The organism is Streptomyces sp. SX-6 (assembly GCF_059089585.1).
In genome coordinates this window covers 237,748-264,729 of sequence record NZ_JBTHHU010000007.1, presented here as the reverse complement: position 1 = coordinate 264,729, position 26,982 = coordinate 237,748, and the positions used below count along the sequence as shown (strand labels likewise).

The window sequence follows — 26,982 nt, the reverse complement described above, 5'->3', positions numbered from 1 at the left end:
AGGGATCTGTACCGCCCATGTATGCAGCATCGACCTCCGTGTCCGCTCCGCTCCGGCCGCCGCGGCCGCAGCAGATCCGGCCGCCGCAGCAGAGCGGTGGCGGGCCGTATCTCGACCCCTCCCATGCCGTGGGAGCCGCGTTCGGGGCCGGACGGACGCGAAGGGGGCCGGGGCTCGACACGCGACCGCTCAGCGGAAGAATCGACCTGTCCGGACCCCAGGGCGCGCAGCTGCGCTCGGTGATCGCATCGGTGCACCGCATCTGCCCGGAGTTCGCCCCCGTCCAGGTGCTGCGCCGTGGTGGCCGGTCCGTCCTGCTGATCGGCACCGCCGGCCGCAACAGCGCCGTGGCGAAGTGTTTACTGGACCACTCCCCCGCCGGAGCCGGCCGGTTCCAGCACGAAATAGCGACATATCGCGCGTTCGTCAGGCACCGCCCGCCGGTGCGGGTGCCGCGCCTGATCGCCGCCGATCCCGACAACGGCACACTCGTCATCGAGCGGATGCCGGGCCGGCCGGCAGCCGACCGGCGGCACCCGGTGGAGGCCCCGCCGCGTGCCGATGTCAGGGTGGCACTCGGCGCGATCTGCCGGGTCAACCTCTGGCGCCCGCCGGCGGGCATGTTCGACATGCCGCTCGACTACGGCAAGCGCATCGCGCGCTTCCACGAGCTGGGCCTGCTCACCGACCGCGACCTGGGCGACCTGCAGAAGCTGCTGCACGGACTGGCCCATGTCCAGGGGCAGTTCTGCCACGGCGACGCCCAGCTGTCCAACATCCTCCTCTCCCCCGCCGGACCGGTGCTGGTCGACTGGGACCACGCCGGCTGGTACCTCCCGGGTTACGACCTGGCGACGCTGTGGACCGTCCTGGGCGACGCCCCGGTGGCCCGCCGGCAGATCAGCCAGTACGCACAGGCCGGCGGGACCGCTTCCCGTGACGCCTTTCTGGTGAATCTGATGCTCGTCCTGACCCGTGAGATCCGCACCTACGAGACGGCTCTGCAGCGCGCCCTGCAGGACCCCGCACCCCCGGGTGCGGCCGACACCGGAGAGGAACAGCGGCTTCTGCTCCGTCGGCTGCACGACGACTGCGCGCTCGCCAGGCGCGCGGTCCGCGCGGCCGTCGGAACCCGCTGAGGCCGGGCACACCCCTTGCCGATACGCCGCGCCAGGAGCGCGGCGTATCGGCGTTGCAGCGGCGTTCACCCTCCCCCATAGCCCAGCCCGAAACGCCTCCCGTGGCGCGGGCGTTGACGGGCCCAACACCCGCACTACAGTCTGATTGACGGTTCGTCTGCCGACCATGGGTGCTTGGTAGGTTCTGCTCCACCGCACGGCACGGCCCGTACCGAGGAGGCTGCATTGCGAGGACCCGCCCCGGAAGAGTCATGGAACGTTCCGCGGAGATCTCCGCGAAGAAGCCGCCACATCGGACGGGCGGCCGGCGCGCTCGCGTCGGCCGCCCTGCTGCTGCCGGTGGTGTCGGCCGTGCCCACGGCGACTGCCGCGCAGCCCCGCACCAGCGGCCTGCAGCGGGAGTTCGCCGAGGCGGCGGCCATGTACCACATCCCGCAGAGCGTCCTGCTCGGTGTCGCCTATGTGGAGTCGCGCTGGGACTCCCACGGCGGCGCCCCGAGCGTGACCGGGGGCTACGGCCCCATGCACCTGACCGACGCCGCCACCGCCCTGGCCGACGCCCCGCAGCCCGGTGGCGAGGGTGAGGACGCCCGCGGCGACGGCGCGAGACCGCCCGCCACCGCCGGGACGCCGGCGCCCGAACCCGGCGTACTCCCGCAGCGATTGCGCACGCTGGAGCGGGCCGCCGCCCTCACCGGACTGTCCCCGGCGGCGCTGCGCCAGGACACCGCGGCCAACCTCCGGGGCGGCGCCGCGCTGCTCGCCGACGCGCAGAAGCGGCTGGGTCTGCCGGCCGGGCGCGATGCCGCCGACTGGTACGGGGCGGTGGCGAGCTACCCGGGCGCCTCCGACTCGGCGACCGCCGCCACCTTCGCCGACGACGTCTTCCAGGTGATCCGCTCCGGCGGGCAGCGCACCACCGACTCGGGCGCGCGCGTCGGTCTCCCCGCCGAACCGAAGGTGGCGCCCCGCACCGAGCAGGTCGGGCGGCTGGGGCTCGCCGCGCCCGCGGCGCAGGGCGTCGAGTGCCCCTCCTCCGTGGCCTGCGAGGCGGTCTGGGCGCCGTACCAGCAGCTCGAGGGCAAGGACAGCTACGGCAACCACGACCTCGCGGACCGGCCCACATCCCAGACGGTGAACTACATCGTCATCCACGACACCGAGGGGCCGTGGGAGACGACGATGAAGCTGATCAAGGATCCGGCGTATGTGTCGTGGAACTACACCGTGCGCTCGGCGGACGGGCACATCGCCCAGCACGTGCCGACGAAGGACGTGGCCTGGCACGCGGGCAACTGGTACGTGAACGCGAAGTCGGTCGGCATCGAGCACGAGGGCTTCCTCGCCCGCCCCGACGCCTGGTACACGGAGGAGATGTACCGCACGTCCGCACGTCTGGTGCGGTATCTGGCGTCGAAGCTGGACATCCCGCTGGACCGGCAGCACATCATCGGCCATGACAACGTCCCGGGCACCCTGCCCTCGACGATCAAGGGCATGCACACCGACCCGGGCCCGTACTGGGACTGGGCGCACTACTTCGAGCTGATGGGCAAGCCCTTCCACCCCACGGCGAGCCCGTTCAGCGACCTGGTCACGGTCCTGCCGGACTACGACGCGAACCGGCCGCTCTACACGGGTTGCGAGAAGGCGGGCCAGGCGTGTCCGGCGCACGGTTCCGGCGCCGTCCGGCTGCACACCGAGCCGAAGGACGACGCCCCGCTGGTCAAGGACGTCGGCCTGCATCCCGCGGGCGAACCGTCGACCACCGACGTCAACGACACCGGGGCCCGCGCCTCCACCGGGCAGCAGTTCGCCGTCGCCGACCGCCGGAGCAACTGGACCGCCGTCTGGTACCTGGGCCAGAAGGCCTGGTTCCGCGACCCGTGGTGGGCACCGACGACGGTGGGCTCCGCCGGGAAGCTCGTCACGCCCCGCGCGGGCCTGAAGGAGATCCCGGTGTACGGGCGCGCGTACCCGGAGAAGGAGGCGTATCCGGCCGGTGTGCCGGTGCAGGCCGTGACCTCGCTGCCGTACCGGCTGCTCGCCGGCCAGTCGTACGCGCTGGGCCAGAAGGCCCCGGGCGAGTATCTGTGGGCGACGACCTTCGACCCGGCCGGCCACCGGGTGGTGCGCGGCAAGGAGACGTACTACGAGATCCAGTTCGGGCACCGGGTGGCGTTCGTGAAGGCCTCCGATGTGACGGTGCGTTCCAGCAGCTGGTAGCGCACGGGGCCCGGCACGGTGAACGTGCCGGGCCCCGGTGCGGACGGCGTCAGCCCGCCTGGAACATCTCGGCGGGCAGCGGCTTGAGCAGCTGGTAGAGATCGTCGGTGATCGGGCGGTCCCAGCTCGCGATGGTGACGAGGACGCCGTCGCTGCGGTCGAACTGCGTGCAGGAGATCCGGCTCTCGGAGCACTTCAGGCGCCGCACGATGAGCAGGTTGTCCTCGTGCATGACCGGCATGTCCTCGGTCTCCAGCACCTCGACCGGCTCCTCGTTGCCGAGCGCGGCGAGCAGCTGTGCCACCTCGAACGGCACCTGGCCCTCGGCTAGCTCCCGTGCGGGGGATCCCTCCGGGAGATTGCCGATGATCATCGCCGGGCCGCGCCCGCCGAAGAGGTCGTAGCGGAGGAAGACGCCCTGGCAGCTGCCGTCGGCGGCGGGCAGGAGCCCGGCACCGAGGTCGCCCGGCCAGTCGCCGGGGTCCATCGCGAGGACGTCGAAGTCCGGGCCGGCGGGAGTGGCGGCGCTGCGGCGGCGGAGGAAGGACATGCCCACATCGTACGTGCCCGGCAGTGCTGCATGCCCCCGGGGGAACTCGTGCCGGGCCCACGGATACGCTGCCGCACCGAAGAGCCGGAAGAGGAGAGAAGGGGAGGCCGGAGCCATGACGACCCGCACGCTCGACCACTGGAACCACGGACTCGGCAGCGTGCCCGGGACCGTGTGGGAGACGCCCGGCCTGCGGGTGCTGATCCTGGCCGGGAACGGGCTCACCGAGCTGCCGCCGGAGGTCGGCCGGCTGACGGACCTGCACACGCTCGACCTCGGCCACAACGCCCTGACCGGACTCCCGGCGGAGCTGGGCCGGCTGACCGGACTGAGCCGCTATCTCTATCTGCACGACAACGCCCTGACCGAGCTGCCCGCCACGCTGGGCCGGCTCACCCTCCTGCGCTACCTCAACATCGGCGAGAACGAGCTGCGCGAACTCCCCGACGCCCTGGGCGACATGAGCGCCCTCGTGGAACTGCGCGCCCAGCACAACCGGCTCGGGCGGCTGCCGCAATCGCTCGGACGGCTCGCGGCGCTGCGCGAGCTGTGGCTGCGCGGCAACGCCCTGACCGCCCTCCCGCAGGAGCTGGGCCGACTGCACGAGCTGCGCACCCTCGAGCTGCGCGAGAACGCCTTCGCCACCGTGCCCGAGGCCCTGCGCGGACTGCCGCTGCTGCGCCACCTCGACCTGCGCGCCAACCGGCTCACCGAACTCCCGCACTGGCTGGCCGAGTTGCCGAGCCTGGAGAAGCTGGACCTGCGCTGGAACGCGATCGGCTCCCGGTGCAGCATCATCGCAGCGCTGCGAGAACGCGGCTGCGTCGTGCTGACCTAGACCTGGCCGAAGTCACCCCCCTGGGCCCCGGCCACGAAGACGCGCCACTCCTCAGGGGTGAAGATCAGCGCCCGCGCGTCCGGCCTGCGCCGGTCCCGCATGGCGATCCAGCCCTCGATGAAGCCGATCTGGACGCCGCCCTCCGGACCGTGCGGCTGCCAGGTGGCCCGCGCGAGATCCAGATCCGGCTTCATACAGCCCGCCACCTGCCGAGTGCCGCTGTTCGCCACGTCCGCCGCTCCTCCCGTGTCGCCGTCCCCTGCCCACCCTAGCGAGCACGGACGACGGCTGACAGACCGCCCGCATCCCCCTCAGGACGCCGGGAGTTCGGCCCCCACCAGCCACATGGCGAAGAACTGCGCACCGCCTCCGTAGGCGTGGCCGAGCGCCCGCCGTGCCCCCGCGACCTGGTGCTCGCCCGCGGCGCCGCGCACCTGGAGCGCCGCCTCGGCGAACCGGAGCATTCCGGAGGCGCCGATGGGGTTGGTGGACAACACCCCGCCCGAGGGGTTGACGGGCAGGTCGCCGTCGAGCGCGGTCGCCCCGGACTCGGTGAGCTTCCAGCCCTCGCCCTCGGCGGCGAAGCCGAGGTTCTCCAGCCACATGGGCTCGTACCAGCTGAACGGGACGTACAGTTCGGCGACATCGATCTCCCGGCGCGGGTCGGTGATCCCCGCCTGGCGGTAGACCTCGGCGGCGCAGTCGCGGCCCGCCCGCGGCGAGACGCAGTCCTTGCCCGCGAAGAGCGTGGGCTCGCTGCGCATCGCACCGCCGTGGACCCAGGCGGCCGGACCGGGTGAACGGGCCGCCCCCGTACGGTCGGTGAGGACCATCGCGCAGGCGCCGTCGGACGAGGGGCATGTCTCGGCGTAGCGGATGGGGTCCCACAGCATGGGCGAGGAGCACACCGACTCGAGGGTGATGTCGTGCTCGTGGAGGTGGGCGCAGGGGTTCTTCAGGGCGTTGCGGCGGTCCTTGTACGCGACGAGCGGCCCCACACCGGAGGGCGCTCCGGTGCGCCGGATGTACGCGCGGACGTGCGGGGCGAAGAAGCCGCCCGCGCCGGCGAGCAGCGGGGGCTGGAAGGGGACGGGCAGGGAGAGCGCCCACATGGCGTTCGACTCCGACTGTTTCTCGAAGGCGAGGGCCAGGACGGTGCGGTGGACGCGGCCCGCGACGAGGTTCGCGGCGACCAGGGCGGTGGAGCCGCCGACGGATCCGGCGGTGTGCACGCGCAACAGGGGTTTGCCGACGGCGCCGAGGGCGTCGGCGAGGAAGAGCTCGGGCATCATGACGCCCTCGAAGAAGTCGGGCGCCTTGCCGATGACGACGGCCTCGATGTCGGCCCAGCCGAGTCGCGCGTCCTCGAGCGCCCGCAGGGCGGCCTCGCGGACGAGGCCGGGGAGGGAGACGTCGCGGCGCGCGGCGGCGTGCCGGGTCTGTCCGATGCCGACGACGGCGACGGGGTCGGCGCTCACGGTGCGTCTCCCTCCAGGACGGCGACCAGGTTCTGCTGCAGACAGGGCCCCGAAGTGGCGTGTGCGAGCGCCCTGTCGGCCTCGCCGCGGTGGATGCGGGAGGCCGCCTCGCCCAGCCGGATCAGGCCCGCGGCCATGACGGGGTTCGCGGCGAGCGCGCCGCCCGACGGGTTGACCGCCGTCCCTTCCCCCAGTCGCAGCGCCTTGCGCAGGACGACTTCCTGCGCGCTGAACGGGGCGTGCAGCTCGGCCACATCGACAGGTGCGTCGTGCGCTCCGGCGCGTTCGGCGGCGAGCCGGGTGGAGGGCGAGTCGGTGAGGTCCCGTACGCCGAGGCCGTGGGCCTCGGTGCGGTGGTCGATGCCGCGGATCCAGGCGGGGCGGGCGCACATCCGGCGGGCGGTGTCCCCGGCGGCGAGGACGACGGCGGCGGCGCCGTCGCCGACCGGGGCGCAGTCGCCGGTGCGCAGCGGCCGGACCACGTACGCGCCGGACGGTACGGGGCCGCGCAGTTGGGCGTGCGGATTGGCCGCGGCGGCGGTGCGGTTGCGGGCCGCGATGGCGGCGAGGTCCTGTTCGTCGGTCTCGCCCGCGTCGATGAGCGCCTGGGCCTGGAGGGCGGCCAGGGCGACGGAGTCGGGCCACAACGGGGCGACGTAGTAGGGGTCGAGCTGCCGGGAGAGGACGTCGCGCACCGGGCCGGCCGAGGACTTGCCGTGGGCGTAGACGAGCGCGGTCCGCGCCTCGCCGGTGCGGAGTTTCACCCATGCCTCGTACAGCGCCCAGGCCCCGTCCATCTCCACATGGGACTCGGCGATGGGCGGCCAGGCGCCGACGGAGTCGAGCGCCAGGGTGAAGGAGAAGGCGCGGCCGGCGAGGTAGTCGCTGGATCCGGAGCAGGTGAAGTCGGCCTCACCAGAGGCGAGCTGGGCCCGGTCGAGGACCTCGCGCAGGACGGGCAGCAGCATCTCGGCCTCGGACACCTCGGCCGTCGTGCGCCGGTGGTCGCTCTGGGCGAAGGCCACGATGGCGATGTCGGGAATGCCGGTCGTCACAACAGCCCCTTGTAGGTGTCGTAGTCGGCGTCGGGTTCACCGGTGGGCCGGAAGTACGCGGGATGGCGGCTGTCCTCGGCCCAGACGGGTTCCACCCGCAGCCCCATGCGTACCTGGTCACAGGGCAGGCCCGCGATGCGTCCGTGCAGGGCGAGGTCGGCGCCGTCGAGGGCGATGTGGGCGTAGACGTACGGCACGTCGATGTGCTGGCCGCGGGCCTTGATGTTGACGACGCAGAAGGTGGTGACGGTGCCGCGGGGGCCGACCGGCACCTGTTCGGTGGTGGCGACGCCGCAGGTCGGGCAGGCGCCCCGGGGCGGTACGGAGACCTTGCGGCAGGAGGGGCAGCGTTCGCCGGCGATGCGGCGGCGGGCGAGGGCCTCGAGGTAGCGGGTCTGGGCCTGCCCGGGGCTGTAGGTGTAGTCGAGGCGGGCGGGTGCGGCGAGCGTGGTGACGGGATCGGCGAACTGACCGTCGTGCGGCGCCGCTTGGGCCGGGGCTTCATCGCCCTCGTACGGCTCGAAGCAGGCGATGTCCGTGATCGCGCCGGTGCGCGGCGCGGCCCAGCGGACCCGTACGCGCATGCCGCTCCGCACCGCCTCGGGCCCCGGGGCGTCGAGGGCGTGCAGCAGGGCGGTGTCGGCGCCGTCGAGCCGGACGAGCACCCAGGCGAAGGGGGTGGAGAGCGGCTGGCCGGTGCGCGGTGCGGGGTTCCAGGCCCAGGTGGTGACGCGGCCGGTGGTGCCGACCTCGACGAGCTCGCGGATCTCGGCGGCGGTGACGGGGTCGTACTCGACGGGCGGTACGAGCACCCGGCCTTCCTCGGTGCGCACGCCGAGGACGGTGCGCTCGCGCAGGCCGGTCAGGAAGGCGCTCTGGACGGGGCCGAGCGAGCGGGTGAAGGGGAAGGAGACGGCCAGGGGTGCGGTGAGGAACTCCGGCGTGATCTCCGGCATGGCGGACCACTCCCCTCAGGCGCGCCGGTAGACAGGGGGACGCTTCTCGGCGAAGGCGCGGGCCCCTTCGCGGGCGTCCGCGCTGTCGAAGACGGGCTTGCCGTGGGCGAGTTCGCGGCGCAGCCCCTCCTCCTCGGGGAGATCGGCGGTGTCGTACACGGAGGCCTTGACGGCCTCGACGGCGAGCGGGGCGTTGGCGTTGACGAGTTCGGCGGTCCGCAGGGCCTCGGCCAGGGCGGTGCCGTCGGGGACCACGCGGCCGATCAGCCCGATGCGCTCGGCCTCGGCGGCGGTGTAGGGGCGGCCGGTGAGCAGCATCTCCAGGGCGTGGGTGCGGGGGATCTGGCGGGCGAGGCGGACGGTGGAGCCGCCGAGCGGGAAGAGTCCGCGCCGCACCTCGAACAGGCCGAAGACGGCGCCCTGTCCGGCGATACGGATGTCGGTGCCCTGGAGGATCTCGGTACCGCCCGCGACGCAGGGGCCCTCGACGGCGGCGATGACCGGCTTGCGCGGCCGGTGATGGCGGAGCATCGCCTTCCAGTGCAGGTCGGGGTCGGCCCGGAAGCGGGCCCGCACCGGGTCGTCGTCGCCGGAGCCCCCGGCGGCGAGGGACTTGAGGTCCATGCCGGAGCAGAAGGCGCCGCCCGCGCCGGTGAGGACGACCGAGCGGACATCGTCGTCCGCGTCGGCGGCAAGCCAGGCGTCGTGGAGCGCGGCGAGCATGGGGAGCGAGAGGGCGTTCCTCGCCTCGGGGCGGTCGAGGGTGAGGACGAGGGTCGCACCGACCCGTTCCACGGTCAGATGTCGGGTCACGCGGACCAGCGTGCAGGAGGGGAGGGCGGGGTTCAATAGTTTTCTGACTTCCCGTCAGATTTCTTGCCCGCCTCCCTTCCGCGCACCGCACCCGAGCGCTCTACTGAGGTCTCATGGACTTCAACTTCGCCGATCTCTTCGAGTCGGTCGTCGACGCGGTGCCCGGCCGGGAGGCGCTGGTCCATCCCGGGCCGGGCCGCCGGCTGACGTACGCCGAGCTGGACGCCGCCGCGAACCGGCTCGCCCACCATCTGCGGGACCACGGCGTCGGCCCGGGCACGCACGTCGGGCTCCACCTGTACAACGGCGTGGAGTACCTCCAGACCCTGTGGGCCTGCCTGAAGATCCGCGCCGTCCCGGTCAACGTCAACTACCGCTATGTCGCGGATGAGTTGGCCTACCTCTACCGTGACGCCGACCTCGTGGCCCTGGTCTTCGACGCCGAGTTCGGCCCCCGGGTCGCCGCGGCCCTGCCCACCGCGGAGAAGCTGCGTCATCTCGTACGGGCCGGTGACGCGCCCGACGCGGGCCCGCCCGGCGCCGTCCCCTTCGCGGAGGCGGAATCCGGCGCGTCCGGCCGCGACTTCGGGCCGCGCTCCGGGGACGACCGGTTCATCGTCTACACGGGCGGCACCACCGGCATGCCCAAGGGTGTGGTGTGGCGGCAGGAGGACCTCTTCTTCTCCGCGCTCGGCGGCGGCGCCCCCCGGGGCAGACCGGTGCAGCGTCCCCAGGAGCTGGCCGAGCGGGTGGCGGCGGCCGGTGACGGACTCGTCTTCTTCCCCACCGCGCCGCTGATGCACGGCACATCGACGTTCACCGCCCTGATCGCCTTCGACTACGGGCAGAAGGTGGTGATTCACCGCGGCTACGTGCCCGAGGAGGTCCTGCGCACCATCGAACGGGAGAGGGTCACCAACATCTCGCTCGTGGGCGACGCCATGCTGCGCCCGCTCGCGGACGCGCTGGCCGGGCCGATGCGGGACACCGACTGCTCGTCGCTGCTGAGCGTCAGCAGCTCGGGCGCCATCCTCTCGGAGGCCGTACGGGCCCAGTTCACCGCGCTGTTGCCGCGGGTGACGCTGGTGAACAACTTCGGCTCGTCGGAGACGGGCTTCAACGGCACGGCCACCGAGGACTCGCGGACCGGACTGCGGCTGCGCGTCAACGACCGTACGGCCGTGGTCGATCCGCTGACGCACCGCCCGGTGGCACCGGGCGAGACGGGCCTGATCGCCCAGCGCGGCCATGTGCCGCTCGGCTACCACAACGACCCCAAGAAGACCTCGGAGACCTTCTTCCAGGCGCGGGGCGAGCGGTGGGTCATGCTCGGCGACCTGGCGACCGTCGACGCGCAGGGCGTGGTCACCGTCCTCGGGCGCGGCTCGCAGTGCATCAACACCGGCGGGGAGAAGGTGTTCCCGGAGGAGGTCGAGCAGGTGCTCAAGGCCCACCCGGCGGTGTACGACGCCCTGGTGACGGGCGTCCCCGACGAGCGGTGGGGCCAGCGCGTCACGGCGGTCGTCCAGCCGCGGAAGGGGACGCCTTCGCCGACCCTCGACGACCTCCAGAGGCACTGCCGCACCCGGCTCGCGGGCTACAAGCTGCCGCGCGGCCTTGTCCTCACCGAAAGGATCCAGCGCTCGCCGAGCGGCAAGGCCGACTACCGCTGGGCCCGTTCGGTGGCCGGGGGCTGACAGACGTGGTGCTCCCCCGTGGATCCACGGGGGAGCACAGCGCTCTTACCTTCCGGTTGTTGTCCGCTCCGCCTTACGGGCCGGGACGAGGACCGCCAGCGTGGTGCGGGCTTCGCGCCTCAGCACGGCGCGTCGCGCGAAGGTCGCGGTCAGCGCAAGGATGAACACCAATACCGCGTAGAGCGCGGCAACGATCGCAGACAGCAGCCCGACAGACATCGGGCACGCACCTTTCTCCCCGCCCCTTGGGTACACCCGGTCGCTGCGACCGGGGTGCGTTCTGCACCTTCACCGTAGGGCCACGACGCCCTTGACGTCCACGCCCCTTCACTGATTGGCTCCCCACAACATACCGAATGATCGGTCGGCACCAAGTGGCAAGGCGGTGACACGTCATGGCAGACGCGGCGGAAGAGCTGATCCCACGCGAGGAACTGCAGGCGCTGCAACTCCGGCGCCTGCACACCACTCTCCGGCACGCCTACGACAACGTCCCCTTCTACCGCCGGTCGTTCGACGCAGCCGGCGTACGGCCCGAGGACTGCCGCACTCTCGCCGACCTCGCCCGCTTCCCGTTCACCACCAAGGCCGACCTGCGCGCCAACTACCCCTTCGGCATGCTCGCCGTGCCCGAGCGGAGCCTGCGCCGCATCCACGCCTCGAGCGGCACCACGGGCGAGCCGACCGTCGTCGGCTACACCGAACGCGACCTCGACACCTGGGCGGACCTGGTCGCCCGCGCGATCCGGGCCGCCGGCGGGCGACCGGGCGACAAGGTCCATGTGGCGTACGGATACGGCCTGTTCACCGGCGGCCTGGGCGTGCACTACGGAGCCGAGCGGCTCGGCTGCACGGTGATCCCCGCCTCCGGCGGCATGACCGCACGCCAGGTGCGGCTCATCCACGACCTCCGCCCCGAGATCATCATGGTGACGCCGTCCTACATGCTCACCCTGCTCGACGAGTTCGAGCGCCAGGGCATCGACCCCCGCTCCACCTCCCTGCGGGTCGGCATCTTCGGCGCCGAGCCGTGGACCGAGGAGATGCGCCGCGAGATCGAGGAGCGCTTCGCGCTCGACGCGGTCGACATCTACGGGCTCTCGGAGCTGATGGGCCCCGGCGTAGCCCAGGAGTACGCAGCGACCAAGGACGGGCCGCACCTCTTCGAGGACCACTTCCTCCCGGAGATCGTCGACCCGGTCACGGGCGAGGTACTGCCCGACGGCTCCCCCGGCGAACTGGTCCTCACCTCGCTCACCAAGGAGGCCATGCCGGTCGTCCGTTACCGCACCCGTGACCTGACGCGGCTGCTGCCCGGCACGGCCGTGCCCGCCTTCCGCCGGATGGAGCGGATCACCGGCCGCAGCGACGACATGATCATCCTGCGCGGGGTCAACCTCTTCCCCGCGCAGGTCGAGGAGATCGTCCTGCGCGTACCCGGCGTCGCACCGCACTTCCAGCTCCGGCTGACCCGCGAGGGCCGGATGGACCGCCTCACCATCCGTGCCGAGGCGCGCCCGGAGGCGACCCCGGAGCAACGCGCCGCCGCCGTCGGCGAGATCACCCGTCGGATGAAGGACGGCATCGGGGTGTCGGTACGGGTCGAGATCGTGGCCCCGGAGACGCTCGAGCGGTCGGTCGGCAAGATCAAGCGCATCATCGACGAGCGGACATCCGGCACTCGAATGTGAAACCGCCTCAACCCCCCGCCCCTTTACGGGAGTCTCTTCACACGACCATTCATCGATCGTCTTCCCGAGGGGAGTCATTTTGCGCTTACGCCACAGCCTGCGCGCCCTCACCATTGGTGGGCTTGCCCTGCTCACGGGCGCCACGGCCCTGCCGGCCACGGCCGCCACGGACCGCCCGGACGGCAAAGGCCTGACAGCGACCATCCGTTACACAGAACTCGGCATTCCGCACATCACCGCCAAGGACTACGCCGGCCTCGGCTTCGGGAACGGCTGGGCCCAGGCGGCGGACAACGTGTGTGTCCTCGCCGACGGGTTCGTCACGCTGGCCGGAGAACGCTCACGCCACTTCGGCGCCGACGCCAGGCCCGACGATTCCCTGTCCAGCGCCTCCACCAACCTCGCCAGCGATGTGTTCTTCCACGGCATCCGCGACGCACGGACCGTGGAGAAGCTCCTCGACCAGCCCGCACCGGCCGGTCCGAGCCGCCAGGCCAGGGACCTAATGCGCGGCTGGGCCGCCGGCTACAACGCCTGGCTGAAGCAGAACCGGATCACCGATCCGGCCTGCCGCGGCGCCGGTTGGGTCCGCCCCGTCACCTCCCTCGACGTCGCGCGGCGCGCCTACGCGGTCAGCGTGCTGGCCGGACAGGGCCAGCTGGCGGACAGCATCACCTCCGCACAGCCGCCGGGCGCACAGCCGCCGGGCAAGGACGCGCCCCGTACCGCGCTGCCCGCCGACCCGGCCGCTGCCGCCCGGAAGGTGTTCGCCGACCCGGACGCGGACCTGGGATCCAACGCCGTGGCGTTCTCCGGCGCGGTCACCGCGAACAAGCGCGGCCTGCTGCTCGGCAACCCCCACTACCCCTGGCACGGCGGCCGCCGCTTCTGGCAGTCACAACTGACCATCCCCGGCGAACTGAACGTCTCGGGCGGCTCGTTGCTCGGCGATCCAATGATCTCGATCGGGCACAACGCGTACAACGCCTGGAGCCACACCGTCGCCACGGGCGTGCCGGTCAACCTGTTCGAGGTGAAGACCGCCCCGGGCGACCCGCGTGCCTATCTCGTCGACGGCAAGCGGGAGCGGATGACCGAACGCAAGGTCACTGTGCCGGTACGGGGCAAGGACGGCCGCGTCACCCCGGTGACCCGCACCGAGTGGTGGACCCGCTACGGCCCGGTGGTCACCACGCTGGGCAAGGACATGCCCCTGCCGTGGACCAGAACCTCGGCGTACGTCCTGTCCGACCCGAACGCGTCCCAACTGCGCTTCGTGGACGCCTCGCTGGGCCTGAGCAAGGCCCGCAGCGTGGCGGACGTACGAAAGGCGCTGGCCCGCGCCCAGGGACTCCCCTGGGTGAACACCGTCGCCGCGGACTCGGCCGGGCACAGCCTCTACACCCAGTCGCAGGTCCTGCCGCGCATCACCGACGACCTCGCCCGGCGCTGTTCCACTCCCCTGGGCCGCGAGATCTATCCGGGCTCCGGGCTCGCGGTGCTGGACGGCTCGCGCAGCGGCTGTGTCCCCGGCAAGGACGCCGATGCCCTGCAGCCCGGGATCTTCGGACCGTCCTCGATGCCGACCCTCGTCGACGCGCCCTACGCCGAGAACTCCAACAACAGCCCCTGGCTCGCCAACGCGGACCGTCCGCTCACCGGCTACCCGAGGGTCTTCGGCGACATCGGCACGCCCCGTGCGCCGCGCACCCGCGGCGCGATCGAGGATGTGTCGGCCATGGCGAAGCGCGGCAGGCTGACCGTGGCCGACCTGGAGCGGCAGCAGTTCGCCAACCGCGCCCCCATCGGCGACCTGGCCGCCGCCGACACGGCGAAGGCCTGCGCGAAGCTGCCCGGCGGCAAGGCAAAGGACAGCAAGGGCAAGGACGTTGACATCTCCGCGGCCTGCGGCGTGATCGCCCACTGGGACAGGACCGTACGCACCTCGAGCAAGGGCGCACTGCTCTTCGACCGCTTCTGGCGCACGTTCAGCGGTTCCGTGCCCCAGGACAAGCTGTGGCGGGTGCCCTTCTCCCCCAAGTCCCCGGTGACCACCCCGCGCTCGGCCAACACCGCCGCGCCGGAATTCGCCCGGGCGCTGGCCGACACGGTCTCCGCGCTGCGCACGGCGGGCGTGCCGCTCGACGCGCCTTTGGGCAAGCACCAGTTCGTGGTGCGCAACGGCAAGCGCATCCCGATCCCCGGCAGCTCGAACGCCCTGGGCATCTGGAACATCATCCAGGCGCAGTGGGACGCGAAGCACGGCGCCTACACCGAGGTGAACTCGGGCTCGAGCTACATCCAGGCGGTGGGCTTCGACGGCGGCCCCTGCCCCGTGGCCCGTACGCTGCTGACCTACTCCCAGTCCACCGACCCCACATCCCCGCACTACAGCGACCAGACCGAGCTGTTCTCGGCCGGGCGGATGGTGAAGGGCCGGTTCTGCGAGAAGGACATCATGGCCTCCCCGCACCTGCGCGTGGTGCGCGTGAGCGAGCACTGACCTTGTACTGACGGACACGGATGCGCCGCGCTCTTCCGGAGCGCGGCGCATCGCGTGCGGGACGGCGTCAGACCGTGATCTGGACCGCCTCGAGCCGCAGGGATGCCCCCGTCGTACCGACGGTGATCGGGTTGCCGTTCTGCCAGCCCATCCAGCCGTAGTTCTGCACATGCGCCTGGGCGCCCACGGTGCCGGTGGAGACGCTGAGCCAGAGGGCCTCCATCCGCCGGGACTCGCCCGTGGTGCCCACGGTGACGGTCTGGCCGTCCGCGCCGCACCGTACGTTCTGCCATCCGATGTAGGCGGCGTGCGCCTGCGCGCAGATGCCGCCGACGCCGTAGGTCGTGATCTCGAGCGCCTCGATGGCCCTGCTCTGGCCCGTGGTGCCCGCGACATCCCCGTTGCAGACCGGGCTCTGCCAGCCGATGCCGGCGACGTGGGCGCGGTAGCACACCGCGCGGCCGTCGGTTCTCGCCTTCGCTCTGGCCGCGTCGGCCGAGGTCTGCGTGTGCGTCTGCTTCTGCGTGTGCGTCTGCGCCTGTGCCGCTCCCGCCGTGCCGAGCACGGCCGCGACGGACAGGGCGACAAGTGTCGTGGCGCTCTTGGCGATGAATCCGTTCATCACGGTTCCCTCCGCTTGCGTCTGACTAGACGTCACATATCTAGCCAGAGCCCGGAGCGCGATGTGCGCCCCCGGCCGGGAAGCGCCCCTGGACGGGCTGATTCCGTGCTGATGTCGTGCTGATTCCGTGCTGATTTCGTGCGTCACACCCGCCCGGCGATGCGGCTGATGCGGTCAACAGCCCGCTCGAATCCCGCCGTCAGGTCGTCGACCACGGCCTGCACCCCGCGTACGGAGTCCATCCGTCCGACGATCTGGCCGACCGGAGTGCCGAGCAGCGGTACGGCCTCGTACCTCCGGATCCGGGACAGCGCCTCGGCGACCAACAGCCCCTGGAGCGGCATCGGCAGAGCGCCCGGCCCGGCCGGGTCGTCCCACGCGTCGGTCCAGGCCGTCCGCAACTGGCGGGCCGGCTTGCCGGTGAGGGCCCGCGAGCGCACGGTGTCCCCGGAACCGGCCGCGAGGAGCTTGGCCGTCAGCGCCTCGCAACCCAGCCCTGCCTCCTCCACGGTGAGCCAGACCGACCCCAGCCACACCCCCTGCGCTCCGAGCGCCAGCCCCGCGGCGATCTGCTCGCCGCTGCCGATACCGCCCGCGGCCAGCACCGGCAGCGGGTCGACGGCCCGTACGACCTCGGGCGTCAGCACCATCGTGGCGATCTCGCCGGTGTGACCGCCCGCCTCGTACCCCTGGGCGACGACGATGTCGCACCCCGCTGCCGCGTGCCGCAGGGCGTGCCGGGAGCTGCCCGCGAGCGCGGCGACAAGGACGCCGCGGTCGTGGGCGCGCCGGATCACATCGGCGGGCGGTGAACCGAGCGCGTTCGCCAGCACTTTGACGGGGTAGTCGAAGGCGACCTCGAGCTGGCTGCGGGCGACCTCCTCCATCCATCCGACGATGCGCCACGAGCCTTCCTCGCCCTCCGGGAGCTCGGGAACGCCGTACCGGGCGAGGGTCTCCCGGACGAACCGGCGGTGTCCGTCCGGGATCATCTCCTCGACCTCGGCCTCGGTCACGCCCTCGACCTTCCGGGCGGGCATCACGACGTCGAGCCCGTAGGGTCTGCCGTCGGTGTGCTCCTGCATCCAGTCGAGGTCGCGGGCGAGGTCGGCCGGTGCGCGGTAGCGCACCGCGCCGAGCACGCCGAGCCCTCCGGCGCGGGTGATGGCGGCGGCCACGGCGGGGAAGGGCGTGAAGCCGAAAATGGCGTGCTCGATGCCCAGTTGTTCGCTCAGCTCTGTCCGCATGGGCGGCAGAATGGCGCAGTCCGCGTGCCGAGGGAAGCGTCTTTCACGGGCTCAGCCGCCACAGCGAGGTGACCTCGGCGGCCCGGGCGACGTGAAAGGGGTCGGTGATGTCGCCCGCCCTCGGGTGCCTGGGCCTGACGCCGATCCTGTCCACGACGCGCAGGCCCGCCGCCTCGATGGCGGACGCCAGCTCGCCGCGCGCTCTGAGCCCGAGGTGCTCGGCCAAGTCCGAGAGGATCAGCCACCCTTCGCCGCCCGGCAGCAGATGGCCCGCGAGCCCGTCCAGGAACCCGTACAGCATCGCGCCGCCCGGATCGTAGACACCCTGCTCGAGGCCGGAGGCCGGACGGGCGGGCAGCCAGGGCGGGTTGCACACCACAAGCTCGGCGCGGCCTTCGGGGAACAGCCCCGGTCCCGCCGCCACGTCGATCCTTCCGCCGAACCCCAGCCGCCGGGCGTTCTCGCGGGCGCACGCACGGGCCCGTGAGTTGATGTCGGTGGCCACCACCCGGCCGACTCCCCGCCGGGCCAGAACGGCGGCCAGCACGCCGGTCCCCGTACCGAGGTCGAACGCCGTGCGGTGGACCACGGGCAGCGGCGCCTTCGCCACCAGGTCCACGTACTCGCCCCGGACCGGGGAGAACACCCCGTAGTGCGGGTGTATCCGGGCCCGCAGAGCGGGCACTTGGACCCCCTTGTCACGCCACTGCCGCGCCCCGATCACCCCGAGCAGCTCCCTGAGCGAGACCACGGTGGCGTGACGCGGCGGACCGTACGCCTCCGCGCACGCACGACGGACATCGGGCGCCCTGCGCAGCGCCAGGGTGTGGTCCTCCTCCAGCCGTACGAGCACCATGCCGAGCACCCGCGCACGGTGCGCCCGCGCCCTGCGGTGCAGGTGGAAGGTCTCGGCGGGACTGCTACCAGGCCGCGGGGGCTTGCGGTCGATGCGGCGGCCCATGGCTAGCAGCAGCTGCCGGGCATTGTGGAAGTCGCCCCGCCACAGCAACGCGGTGCCCTCGCAGGCCATGCGGTGGGCGGTGGCCGCCGTCATCCGGTCGTCGGCGACAACGACCCGGCGGGGCATGGGGGTTCCGTTCTCGGAGTGCCAGCGGGCTTCGGGCTCATGCGGTATCGACGTCGTGGACACGACGCTCTCCTCGTGATGTGAACGTGCAGGGGCACGGAGAGCACTTCGACGAGGGAGAAGAAAAAGGTGCGTGCGTCAGGGCATGCGAAACCACGCTCCCGCGTCGAAGCGCGAGAGGCGTAATCAGCCGAGAACCATGCCAAGCGTCACGAACAGTCCTTTGAAAGGAGGTGATGTACGAGGTTTACACCACGGATCATTCCCCGGACAAGCGGGGGCCGCCGACGCTTCCACAAGCCGTCGGCGGCCGCCGGGGATCACCTCATCACGAGCCGGTGGCAGCGCCGTTCATGGCCTCGGCCAGGCTCTTGGGCCGCTGATCGGTCCAGTGCTCCTCGATGTAGGCGAGGCAGGACTGACGGGACCCTTCCGGGTGGACGATGCTCCAGCCGCCGGGGGTCTCGGCGAAAGCGGGCCACAAGGAGTGTTGTCCCTCCTCATTGGCGAGGACGACGTAGGTGCCGCTTTCGTTGTCGAAGGGGTTGCTCATGGTTCAGCTCCTGGGAGTGGAAGAGTTCTGGGTGGTCTGGTCGAGCGCTGCACGCAGGATCGGTCCGATGTGGCTCAGGGACTGAGGCCGCATCAGATGGTGGTGTTCGCCGACGATCGGGTGCGCGGTGACCGTGCCGGCCACATACGGCTCCCAGTCCTTCGCGGTGACGGCCGGGCCCGTGTCGGACGATGCCGCGGTGAACAGCAGCAGATCGCCGTCGAACCGCTCCGGCGTGAACTTCCGTTGCAGGCCGATGTTGTGGCTGTAGGCGTCGATCATGCCGGTCAGGGCACTGTCCTCCAGGATCTCCGGGGGGAGGAGATTGGTCCGGCGCAGAAGGTCCGCCACGACGTCGCGCGTGAGGTCCTTCCCCTCGAGGTCTTCGCGGCGATAGCCGGCCGCGTCGAGCAGGAGTCCGAAGATCTGCTGCTCACCGCCCTCGGGCACTCCCGGCACGGATTCCTCGGCACGGACATAGGTGTCGAGCATGACCAGCAGCGCCATCTCCTCCCCCTCCTGCCGGAGCCGGGTGGCCATGGCGTGCGCCACCATGCCGCCGAAGGACCAGCCGAGCAGGTGGTAGGGGCCGGACGGCTGGACGGTGCGCAGAAGACGCACGTAGTCGGCCGCCATCTCCTCCAGGGTCGCGGGAAGAGCCTGCGGGTCCATCAGCCTCCGTGCCTGCAAGGCGTACAGCGGACGGTCCTGGCCGAGGTGGCTCAGCAGTCCCGCGTAGGGCCAGCTGATCCCACTGGCCGGATGTACGCAGAACAGCGGGGGGCGGCTGCCGCGCTCGCGCAGGGGCAGCAGGGTGTCCAGTGCGGGGCGTGCTTCCTGGGTCTGGTTGAGTTCCTTGGAGAGTTGGGCCGGTGTGGGGGCCTGGAAGAGGGTGCGCAGTTGGAGTTCCGCCCCGAGGGTGGCGCGGATCCGGGAGATCAGCCGGGTGGCCAGCAGCGAGTGCCCGCCCAGGTCGAAGAAGTCGTCCTCGGCACCGACCTCGGGGACGCCCAGGACCTGTGCGTACAGGTCGCAGAGGACTTGTTCACCGGGGGTGAGCGGAGGCCGTGACATACCGGCCGCCGGTTCGGGGGCGGGCAACGCCCGTCGGTCGAGCTTTCCGCTGACGGTCACGGGCAGTTCGGGGAGCACCACCACGGCCGCCGGGACCATGTGCTGGGGCAGTTGCTCGGCGGCGAAGTCGCGCACCGAAGCCGCCAGTGCCGCCAACTGCTGTGTGGCCGAGGGGTGGTTGGTGAGGGCAGCACCGGGGACGACCGTCGGCTGGTAGGCCTCGACGGGTATTCCGCCGGCCGGGTGGTCAGGATCGAGGAACACGGCGTCGAAGTGGTCGGCTTCGGCGGACCAGGTCGTGATGGTGCGGTAGCCGAGTTCTTCGCCCAACTGGTGCACCGTCTCGGGGTCGACGCTTCCCGGGTGCTCGGAGCTGTTGAGTTCGCGCTGTGCTTCCGCCACCGGATGAGCGGCGTGGACCGCGCGCCATGCGGCCGCTTCACCGGCGATCCGCGCATTGGGGACGGCGGATATGCGCAGTCCGGCGGGGCGCCGGGTTGCCAGGAAGTCCTTCAACTCCTCTGTGCTGCCCAGCTCTCCGCCCCAGGCCAGGCACGTCATGGGCTCCTGGGCCGGGACGGCGGGAACCGGGGTTTCGGGGCTCTTGTGGAGGATGGCGTCGTAGCGGTGCCGGGTGAGTTCGTTGTGGTTCCGGCCCCGCTTGAGACGGATGTCCACGGCAGCGACAGCGGGCAGCTGTGAGCGCAGGCCGGTGAAGAACTCCGGCGCGATGAGCAGTTCCTTCTCGAAGAGCAGATCGTGCTCGGCTGCCCGGCGCACGTCGGCCGGTTGCGCGGTGGCGGTCGTGCGGTGGAGCTGAGCCGCCGTGCGCAGGTAGCGGGCCAGCCGCAGATTGCGTACGTCGCCGACGAAGATCCGGCCGCCCGGGGCGAGAAGCTCGATCGCCGAGCCCAGTACCTCGGCCAGATAGTCGGCGTGCGGGAAGTACTGGATCACCGAGTTCACGACGATCGTGTCGAAGAAGCCGGCGGGCAGACCGCTGAAGTCGTCGGCGGCCCGGCAGTGCAGATGCACCCGGTCGGCCAAGTCGGGCCGGCCGGAGATCTGCCGGCCGAGGCGCTCGATCACCGCGGAGGAAATGTCCGTACCCCAGTAGGTCTCGCAGTGCGGTGCCAGATGGGCGAAGAGCAGCCCGCTGCCCACGCCGATCTCCAGAATCCGTTGCGGCTCGAGTGCACTGATGCGCTCAATGGTGCCCTGCCGCCACTCACGCATGTGGTCCAGCGGGATGGGCCCGCCGTCATAACTGCTGTTCCACCCGGAGAAATCCTCCCCCAGCGGGACGGCATCGGGTTCCTGTCCGTAGACCGAGTTGTAGATGTCCCGCCACTCGTCGACGTGTTCCGTGCTGTGCGGGTTGTCGGCGTCTGCCGTGGGGGCGGTGGGGGTGACGTAGCCGACGAGCCGGTGGTTGCCGGGCTGGTCCTCGCGTACGACAACCGCGGCCTGCGCGACCCCGGGGTGGGCAGCTAGGGTGGATGCGATCTCGCCCGGCTCGATACGGAAGCCGCGGATCTTGACCTGGTCATCGCTACGGCCGAGGTACTCGAGCTGACCGTCGTCGCGCCAGCGGGCCATGTCACCGGTGCGGTACATGCGCTCGCCGTCACCGGCAAAGGGATTGGCGACAAAGCGTTGGGCGGTCAGGCCCGGACGGCCGAGATAGCCGCGCGCGAGCCCGGGTCCGGCGATGTACAGCTCGCCCGCCGCCCCGGGGGGTACGGGCTGGAGGCCCGAATCGAGGACGTAGACGCGGGTGTTGGGGTTGGGGCGGCCGATCGCGGGCGTACCGGAACCGGGGACGAGGGGGTCGGATATGGTCACGGACACGGTGGCTTCGGTGGGACCGTAGGCGTTGATCATCCTGTGGCCCGGTGCCCAGGCGTCGACCAGACCGGGCGGGCACGCTTCGGCACCGACGACCAGGGAGGTCCCGGTGGGGAGGCTGCCCGGCGTCACCGCCGCCAGCGAGCTCGGCGTCAACATGGCGTGGGTGATGCCGAACGCGCAACAGGTGTCCGCGAGCGGCTCCCCCGGCAGCAACCGGTCACGCGAGGCCAGAACCAGGCTCGCGCCGGACAACAGCACCAGCAATTCCCACACGGCGGCGTCGAAGCTGGTGGAGGCGAACTGCAGCACCCGGCTCCCGGGCCCCACTCCCCAGCGTTCGGTCTCCGCGGCGGCGAGGTGGGGCAGTCCGGCGTGAGTGACCACAACGCCCTTGGGGGTGCCGGTCGAGCCGGAGGTGTAGATCACATAGGCGGGATGTGCGGGAAGCAGGGGTGCCAACCGCTCCTCGTCCGTCACCACGGCATCGGACAGGTCGGCCAGCCGCTTGGCAGTCAGCGGATCATCCATCACCACCCGGCGAACGCCGAACTCGGGGAGCCTGCCGCTCAGTTCGTCGACGGTCAGGAGGAGAGCGGGCCGGGCGTCACCGACCATGAAGACGAGCCGCTCGGACGGATAGTCCACATCCAGCGGCAGATATGCCGCCCCCGCCTTCAGCACCGCCAGGATCGCGACCACCAGCACGGGCGTACGCGGCAGAGCCAGCCCCACCAGACGATCCGGCCCCACACCATGCTCCACCAACAACCGCGCCAGACGATTGGCAGCACCATCCAGCTCGGCATACGTCAACGACTCATCGCCGCACACCACCGCAACAGCCGAACCATCACGCGACACCTGCTCCTCGAACAACTCCGGCAGCACAGCCCGCGGCACATCACGCACCACACCCGCACCAGCCGACAACACCCCCTCCCGCTCCTCGGCACTGAGCACATCCACCCCGCCCACAGACCGGTCGGGATCGGCCACGGCCGCTTCCAGCAGCAACCGCAGGCGGACCACCAACGCCTCGATCGTGGCCGCGTCGAAGATGTCGGTGCTGAACTCGACGAAGCCCTCGACACCCGACGGCACCCGGTCGGCGGTGTGCTGCTCGGTCAGGTGGAAGGAGAGGTCGACCTTGGCCGTACCGGTGAACACCGGCCTGACCGTGGTCTCCAGACCGGGCAGGGACAGCTCTCCCTGCGGCACGTTCTGCCAGGCGAACGCGACTTGGAACAGCGGTTGGTGGGCGAGGGTGCGAGCAGGGTTGAGGACATCGACCAGGCTCTCGAAGGGGATGTCCTGGTGGGCGTAGGCCTGAAGGCTCTTCTCCCGTACGCGGCCCACCAGTTCCCGGAAGCTGGGCCAGCCGGAGGTGTCCACTCGCAGGACCAGGGTGTTGACGAAGAACCCGACCAGACTCTCCGCGGCCTGGTCCAGGCGGCCGGCGATGCCGATGCCCACGGGGACATCGGAGCCCGCTCCCATCCGGGAGAGCAGCGCCGCCAACGCGGCCTGGACGACCATGAACTCACTGGCCTGGCAGGTTCGGGCCAACTCCGCCAGAGCGGTGTGGAGTTCGGCGTCCCACTGGAAGGAGACCATCTGCCCGCGGTAGGAGGCCTGTGCCGGGCGAGGGCGATCGGCCGGCAATTCGATGCGTTCCGGCAGATCCGCCAGCGCCTCCTTCCAGTAGGCCACCTGCTTCGTCCAGAGGCCGTCCGGATCCGAGGCTTCCCCGAGGAGCTCGCGCTGCCACAGTGTGTAGTCCGCGTACTGCACCGGCAGTGGCGCCCAGTCCGGAGTTCGGCTGTCACGGCGGGCGCCGTAGGCGGCGGACAGGTCACGCCACAGCGGGCGCATCGACCAGCCGTCGGCGGCGATGTGGTGGACCACCAGCATCAGGACGTGATCGTCGCCGCTGTCCAGCGTGAACAGAGTTGCCCGTATCGGCAGCTCGCCGGCGAGGTCGAAGGGGTGAACCGCCGCAGTGGCCACCGCGCTGTCGAGCTCCGCTTCGCTCAGCTTCACCTCGGTCAGCGGCGGGACGGCATCCGCGCCCTCGAGAACGCGCTGGCAGGGTACGCCGCCCACCTCGGTGAAGACGGTGCGCAGGGCTTCGTGGCGTTCGACCACGTCCGCCAGCGCCGCACGGAGCGCGTCGACGTCCAGTTCGCCGGAGAGCCGGGCGGCCAGCGGAATGTTGTAAGTGGCCGACGGACCTTCCAGTTTGTGCAGGAACCACAACCGCTGTTGGGCGAACGACAGCGGCAACTGCGACGGACGCGCCTGCGGCACCAGCGCGGGGCGTGCTTCGTGGGTCCGGTGGAGTTCCTCGGCGAGCCGGGCCGGTGTGCGGGCCTGGAAGAGGGTGCGCAGTTGCAGTTCCGCCCCGAGGGTGGTGCGGATCCGGGAGATCAGCCGGGTGGCCAGCAGGGAGTGTCCGCCCAGGTCGAAGAAGTCGTCCTCGGCACCGACCTCGGGGACACCCAGGACATCTGCGTAGAGATCGCACAGGACTTGTTCGGCGGGAGTGAGCGGACGCCGCGAGGTCCCGGCCGCCGGTTCGGGGGCGGGCAGGGCACGCCGGTCGAGCTTTCCGCTGCCGGTCACCGGCAGCTCGGGAAGCACCACCACGGCCGCCGGGACCATGTGCCGCGGCAGCCGCTCGGCGGCGAAGTTACGCACCGAAGCCGCCAGTTCGGGCATGTCTGTGGCGGGGGTGATGTAGCCGACGAGCCGGTGGTTGCCGGGCTGGTCCTCGCGTACGACAACCGCGGCTTGCGCGACGCCGGGGGCGGCGGCGAGGACGGACTCGATCTCACCGGGTTCGATACGGAAGCCGCGGATCTTGACCTGGTCGTCACTACGGCCGAGGTACTCGAGCCGGCCGTCGTCGCGCCAGCGGGCCATGTCACCGGTGCGGTACATGCGCTCGCCGCCGGCGGCAAAGGGATTGGCGACGAAACGCGAGGCAGTGAGACCGGGCCGGCCGAGATAGCCGCGCGCGAGCCCGGGTCCGGCGACATAGAGCTCACCCGCCACTCCCGGAGGAACGGGCTGCAGGCTCGAGTCGAGGAGGTGGACGCGGGTGTTGGGGTTGGGACGGCCGATCGTGGGTGCGCCGGAACCGGGTATGAGGGCGTCGGTCATGGACGCGCACACGGTGGTCTCGCTGGGACCGTAGGCGTTGATCATCCTGTGATCCGGCGCCCAGGTGTCGACCAGCGCGGCCGGGCATGCCTCACCGGCGACGATCAAGGTCATCCCGGAGGGGAGGCTGCCGGGCGTCACCGCCGCCAGCGAGCTCGGCGGAAAGGTGGCGTGCGTGACGCCGAACGCGGTGCAGGTGTCCGCGAGCGGCTCCCCCGGCAGCAGTTGGTCACGCGAGGCCAGAATCAGCTTCGCTCCCGAGAGCAGCGTCATGCATATCTCGGATACGGCGGCGTCGAAGCTGGTGGAGGCGAACTGGAGCACCCGGCTGTCGGCCTTCACGCCGAAGCGCTCGATCTGTGCGCCGGCGAGGTGGGGCAGTCCGGCGTGAGTGACCACGACGCCCTTGGGGGTACCGGTCGAGCCGGAGGTGTAGATCACATAGGCAGGGTGCGCGGGAAGCAGGGGTGCCACCCGCTCCTCGTCCGCCACCACGGCACCGGACAGGTCGGCCAGCCGCTTGACCGTCAGCGGATCGTCCAGCACCACCCGGTGAACATCGAACCCGGGGAGCTTGTCCGCGAGTTCGTCGACGGTCAGGAGGAGAGCGGGCCGGGCGTCACCGACCATGAAGACGAGCCGCTCGGACGGATAATCCACATCCAGCGGCAGATACGCCGCCCCCGCCTTCAGCACAGCCAGGATCGCGACCACCAGCTCGGGCGTACGCGGCAGAGCCAACGCCACCAACCCGTCCGGCCCCACCTCATGCTCCACCAACAACCGCGCCAGACGATTGGCAGCACCATCCAGCTCGGCATACGTCAACGACTCATCGCCGCACACCACCGCAACAGCCGAACCATCACGCACAACCTGCGCCTCGAACAACTCCGGCAACACCGCCCGCGGCACATCACGCACCACACCCGACCCGGCCGACAACACCCCCTGCCGCTCCTCGGCACTGAGCACATCGACCCCGCCCACGGGCAGGTCCGGGGTGCTGATCAGGCTCTCGATCAACACGCACAACCGCCGGCAATGGGCGGCGAGTTCGTCTTCGTCATACACATCGGGATTGGCGTCGAGCGTGATGAGAATGGCCCCGCCGTGGTCGAACACATTGATGCCCAGGTCCTCGAACAACCCGGTCGACACATTCCTGACGGTGGCCGGGTGCCCGGCGAAGTGCAGGTCGTACGGAAAGGACATGAAGTTGACCTGCGGCCCGGTCAGTTCATGAGCGTCACCGGGACGACCCAGGTCCCGGACCATGTCCTCGATCCGGTACTGCTGGTGCGGCAGAATGCGCCGGATCTCGCCTGCCGCCTCCCTCGTCAAGTCCCGGAGCGTGGTGTGCGGAGACACCTCGAGGCGCAGAGGCAGCACGTTGGAGGCCATACCGGGAATCCTGCGCAGGGCGCTGCCGGGCCGGGCCGACACGGGCAGAGCCAGCACGACCTCGGGCGCTCCGGTCAGGCGGTGTGTCAAGGCGGCCGCGGCAGCGATCACGACGGCTGCCATGCGGACGCCGGCCTTGTCCGCCGCCTCCCGCAACCGCGCTTCCGTCTCCCGGGGCAGAACTGCCGAGTGGCGGATCCGGGCGCTTGCCGGACGGATCGGGCGGTTGGCCAGCCGCGGCGGTTCGGGGTGGTCGGCCAGGCGCTCCATCCAGTACTGCCGGTCCCCGGCGTACTGCTCCGAGGACCGGTACGCCGCGTCCTGGTCCAGCAGAGCGCTCAGGGGGGCAAGGGGGGTGCCCGCGACCCGGGATCCGGCGGCGTGGGCGGTGTACGACTCGGCCACCCTCTGCGCGAAGAGCGCCAGGCTGAACCCGTCCACAGCGATGTGGTGGTAGCCCTGGTACCAGAGGAACCGCTGCGGGCCGACCTGGAGAAGGGCGAACGAGAACAGAGTGTCGCGCCCCAGATCCATCGGCCGTTCCGTCTCGGCCTGCATCCACGCCTCGGCGGCAGCACGCGGATCCGCTTCGCCGCTGAGGTCCAGGACCGTGAAATGCCAGTCGGCGCAAGGTTCGACGACCTGCCAACTCTCCCCGTCCTCCTCGAAGAACCGCACGCGAAGGAACTCGGCCTCCTCGACGGCACCACGCAGAGCCGTTTCGAATAACGCGGTGTCGATCGCACCAGCGATGTCCAGGTATTCCGCGACCCGGTAGCGCAGGCTTGTGGGCGCCAGTTGCTGCGCCAGCCACACTTCGCGTTGCGCCGCCGACAAGGGCAGGCGGGCAGCGCGCACGCCGGACGAAGTCATTTCGAGCCTTTCTGGAAAACTCGCGCCGTCTCAACGGCAGCGATTCAGTACGAAGGTGTGAAGGCGCACCGCACCCTGCGGCATCCCATGGGAGCGGGCATCAGCGCGGGCGACTGCTTTCCACACCGGTTCGTGAAGGGGAAGGGGTCACGGAAGCATTCAG

General features: G+C 71.1%; 18 protein-coding genes. 6 read left to right on the top strand and 12 right to left on the bottom strand.

Annotated features, from left to right (window positions below; genetic code table 11):
• Nucleotides 1-17 precede the first annotated feature (17 nt).
• Complete coding sequence (locus tag ACV530_RS11465; protein WP_494332252.1) at nucleotides 18-1,139, top strand: aminoglycoside phosphotransferase family protein; 1,122 nt, start codon at nucleotides 18-20, stop codon at nucleotides 1,137-1,139.
• 225 nt (nucleotides 1,140-1,364) lie between these two features.
• Complete coding sequence (locus ACV530_RS11460; protein ID WP_494332251.1) at nucleotides 1,365-3,365, top strand: N-acetylmuramoyl-L-alanine amidase; 2,001 nt, start codon at nucleotides 1,365-1,367, stop codon at nucleotides 3,363-3,365.
• A gap of 49 nt (nucleotides 3,366-3,414) precedes the next feature.
• Here ACV530_RS11460 and ACV530_RS11455 read toward each other — a convergent pair whose 3' ends face one another.
• Nucleotides 3,415-3,915 carry a hypothetical protein gene (locus ACV530_RS11455; protein ID WP_494332250.1) on the bottom strand — a complete coding sequence of 167 codons (501 nt, stop codon included), beginning with the start codon at nucleotides 3,913-3,915 and terminating at the stop codon, nucleotides 3,415-3,417.
• 115 nt (nucleotides 3,916-4,030) lie between these two features.
• On the opposite strand from ACV530_RS11455, the gene ACV530_RS11450 reads away from it, so the two are divergent.
• A complete protein-coding gene (locus ACV530_RS11450) occupies nucleotides 4,031-4,753 on the top strand; it encodes a leucine-rich repeat domain-containing protein (protein WP_494332249.1) in 723 nt (240 codons plus the stop codon).
• Here the strand turns inward: ACV530_RS11450 and ACV530_RS11445 are convergent.
• The 5 genes from ACV530_RS11445 to ACV530_RS11425 form a co-directional block, all read right to left on the bottom strand.
• On the bottom strand, nucleotides 4,750-4,947 hold the full coding sequence (locus ACV530_RS11445; protein WP_494332248.1) for a DUF397 domain-containing protein: 198 nt from the start codon (nucleotides 4,945-4,947) through the stop codon (nucleotides 4,750-4,752). The genes ACV530_RS11450 and ACV530_RS11445 overlap by 4 nt on opposite strands.
• A 117-nt stretch (nucleotides 4,948-5,064) precedes the next feature.
• On the bottom strand, nucleotides 5,065-6,231 hold the full coding sequence (locus tag ACV530_RS11440) for a thiolase family protein (RefSeq protein WP_494332247.1): 1,167 nt from the start codon (nucleotides 6,229-6,231) through the stop codon (nucleotides 5,065-5,067).
• Nucleotides 6,228-7,274, bottom strand: coding sequence for a thiolase family protein (locus ACV530_RS11435; protein WP_494332303.1), 1,047 nt, complete (start codon nucleotides 7,272-7,274; stop codon nucleotides 6,228-6,230). The genes ACV530_RS11440 and ACV530_RS11435 overlap by 4 nt, the downstream gene beginning before the upstream one ends.
• Nucleotides 7,275-7,282: 8 nt before the next feature.
• Entirely contained in the window at nucleotides 7,283-8,242 is a 960-nt protein-coding gene (locus ACV530_RS11430) for a Zn-ribbon domain-containing OB-fold protein (protein ID WP_494332246.1), read from the bottom strand.
• A 15-nt stretch (nucleotides 8,243-8,257) separates the two neighbouring features.
• The gene (locus ACV530_RS11425; protein ID WP_494332245.1) at nucleotides 8,258-9,055 is read right to left on the bottom strand and encodes a crotonase/enoyl-CoA hydratase family protein; all 798 of its coding nucleotides are present in this window, start codon (nucleotides 9,053-9,055) and stop codon (nucleotides 8,258-8,260) included.
• Between the two features lie 113 nt (nucleotides 9,056-9,168).
• Here ACV530_RS11425 and ACV530_RS11420 point away from each other — a divergent pair, with 113 nt between their 5' ends.
• Nucleotides 9,169-10,752: an acyl-CoA synthetase gene (locus ACV530_RS11420; RefSeq protein ID WP_494332244.1), complete on the top strand. Its 1,584-nt coding sequence runs from the start codon at nucleotides 9,169-9,171 to the stop codon at nucleotides 10,750-10,752.
• Between the two features lie 45 nt (nucleotides 10,753-10,797).
• Here ACV530_RS11420 and ACV530_RS11415 read toward each other — a convergent pair whose 3' ends face one another.
• Entirely contained in the window at nucleotides 10,798-10,971 is a 174-nt protein-coding gene (locus ACV530_RS11415) for a hypothetical protein (protein ID WP_494332243.1), read from the bottom strand.
• Nucleotides 10,972-11,147: 176 nt separating this feature from the next.
• On the opposite strand from ACV530_RS11415, the gene paaK reads away from it, so the two are divergent.
• Together paaK and ACV530_RS11405 are read left to right on the top strand one after the other, a co-directional pair.
• Nucleotides 11,148-12,443 (top strand): phenylacetate--CoA ligase PaaK, encoded by a 1,296-nt coding sequence (paaK, locus tag ACV530_RS11410; protein WP_494332242.1) that lies wholly within the window; start codon nucleotides 11,148-11,150, stop codon nucleotides 12,441-12,443.
• A gap of 79 nt (nucleotides 12,444-12,522) precedes the next feature.
• Nucleotides 12,523-14,946, top strand: a complete 2,424-nt coding sequence (locus ACV530_RS11405) for a penicillin acylase family protein (RefSeq protein WP_494332241.1) — start codon at nucleotides 12,523-12,525, stop codon at nucleotides 14,944-14,946.
• A gap of 67 nt (nucleotides 14,947-15,013) precedes the next feature.
• Here the strand turns inward: ACV530_RS11405 and ACV530_RS11400 are convergent, their stop codons facing one another.
• From ACV530_RS11400 to ACV530_RS11380, 5 genes are all read right to left on the bottom strand, one after another.
• On the bottom strand, nucleotides 15,014-15,568 hold the full coding sequence (locus ACV530_RS11400; protein WP_494332240.1) for a hypothetical protein: 555 nt from the start codon (nucleotides 15,566-15,568) through the stop codon (nucleotides 15,014-15,016).
• A 143-nt stretch (nucleotides 15,569-15,711) separates the two neighbouring features.
• Nucleotides 15,712-16,815: an NAD(P)H-dependent flavin oxidoreductase gene (locus ACV530_RS11395; RefSeq protein ID WP_494332239.1), complete on the bottom strand. Its 1,104-nt coding sequence runs from the start codon at nucleotides 16,813-16,815 to the stop codon at nucleotides 15,712-15,714.
• Between the two features lie 43 nt (nucleotides 16,816-16,858).
• Nucleotides 16,859-17,965, bottom strand: a complete 1,107-nt coding sequence (locus ACV530_RS11390; protein WP_494332238.1) for a methyltransferase — start codon at nucleotides 17,963-17,965, stop codon at nucleotides 16,859-16,861.
• A 265-nt stretch (nucleotides 17,966-18,230) separates the two neighbouring features.
• Nucleotides 18,231-18,455: an MbtH family protein gene (locus ACV530_RS11385; protein WP_494332237.1), complete on the bottom strand. Its 225-nt coding sequence runs from the start codon at nucleotides 18,453-18,455 to the stop codon at nucleotides 18,231-18,233.
• 3 nt (nucleotides 18,456-18,458) lie between these two features.
• The gene (locus ACV530_RS11380) at nucleotides 18,459-26,819 is read right to left on the bottom strand and encodes a non-ribosomal peptide synthetase (RefSeq protein WP_494332236.1); all 8,361 of its coding nucleotides are present in this window, start codon (nucleotides 26,817-26,819) and stop codon (nucleotides 18,459-18,461) included.
• Nucleotides 26,820-26,982: the final 163 nt, after the last annotated feature.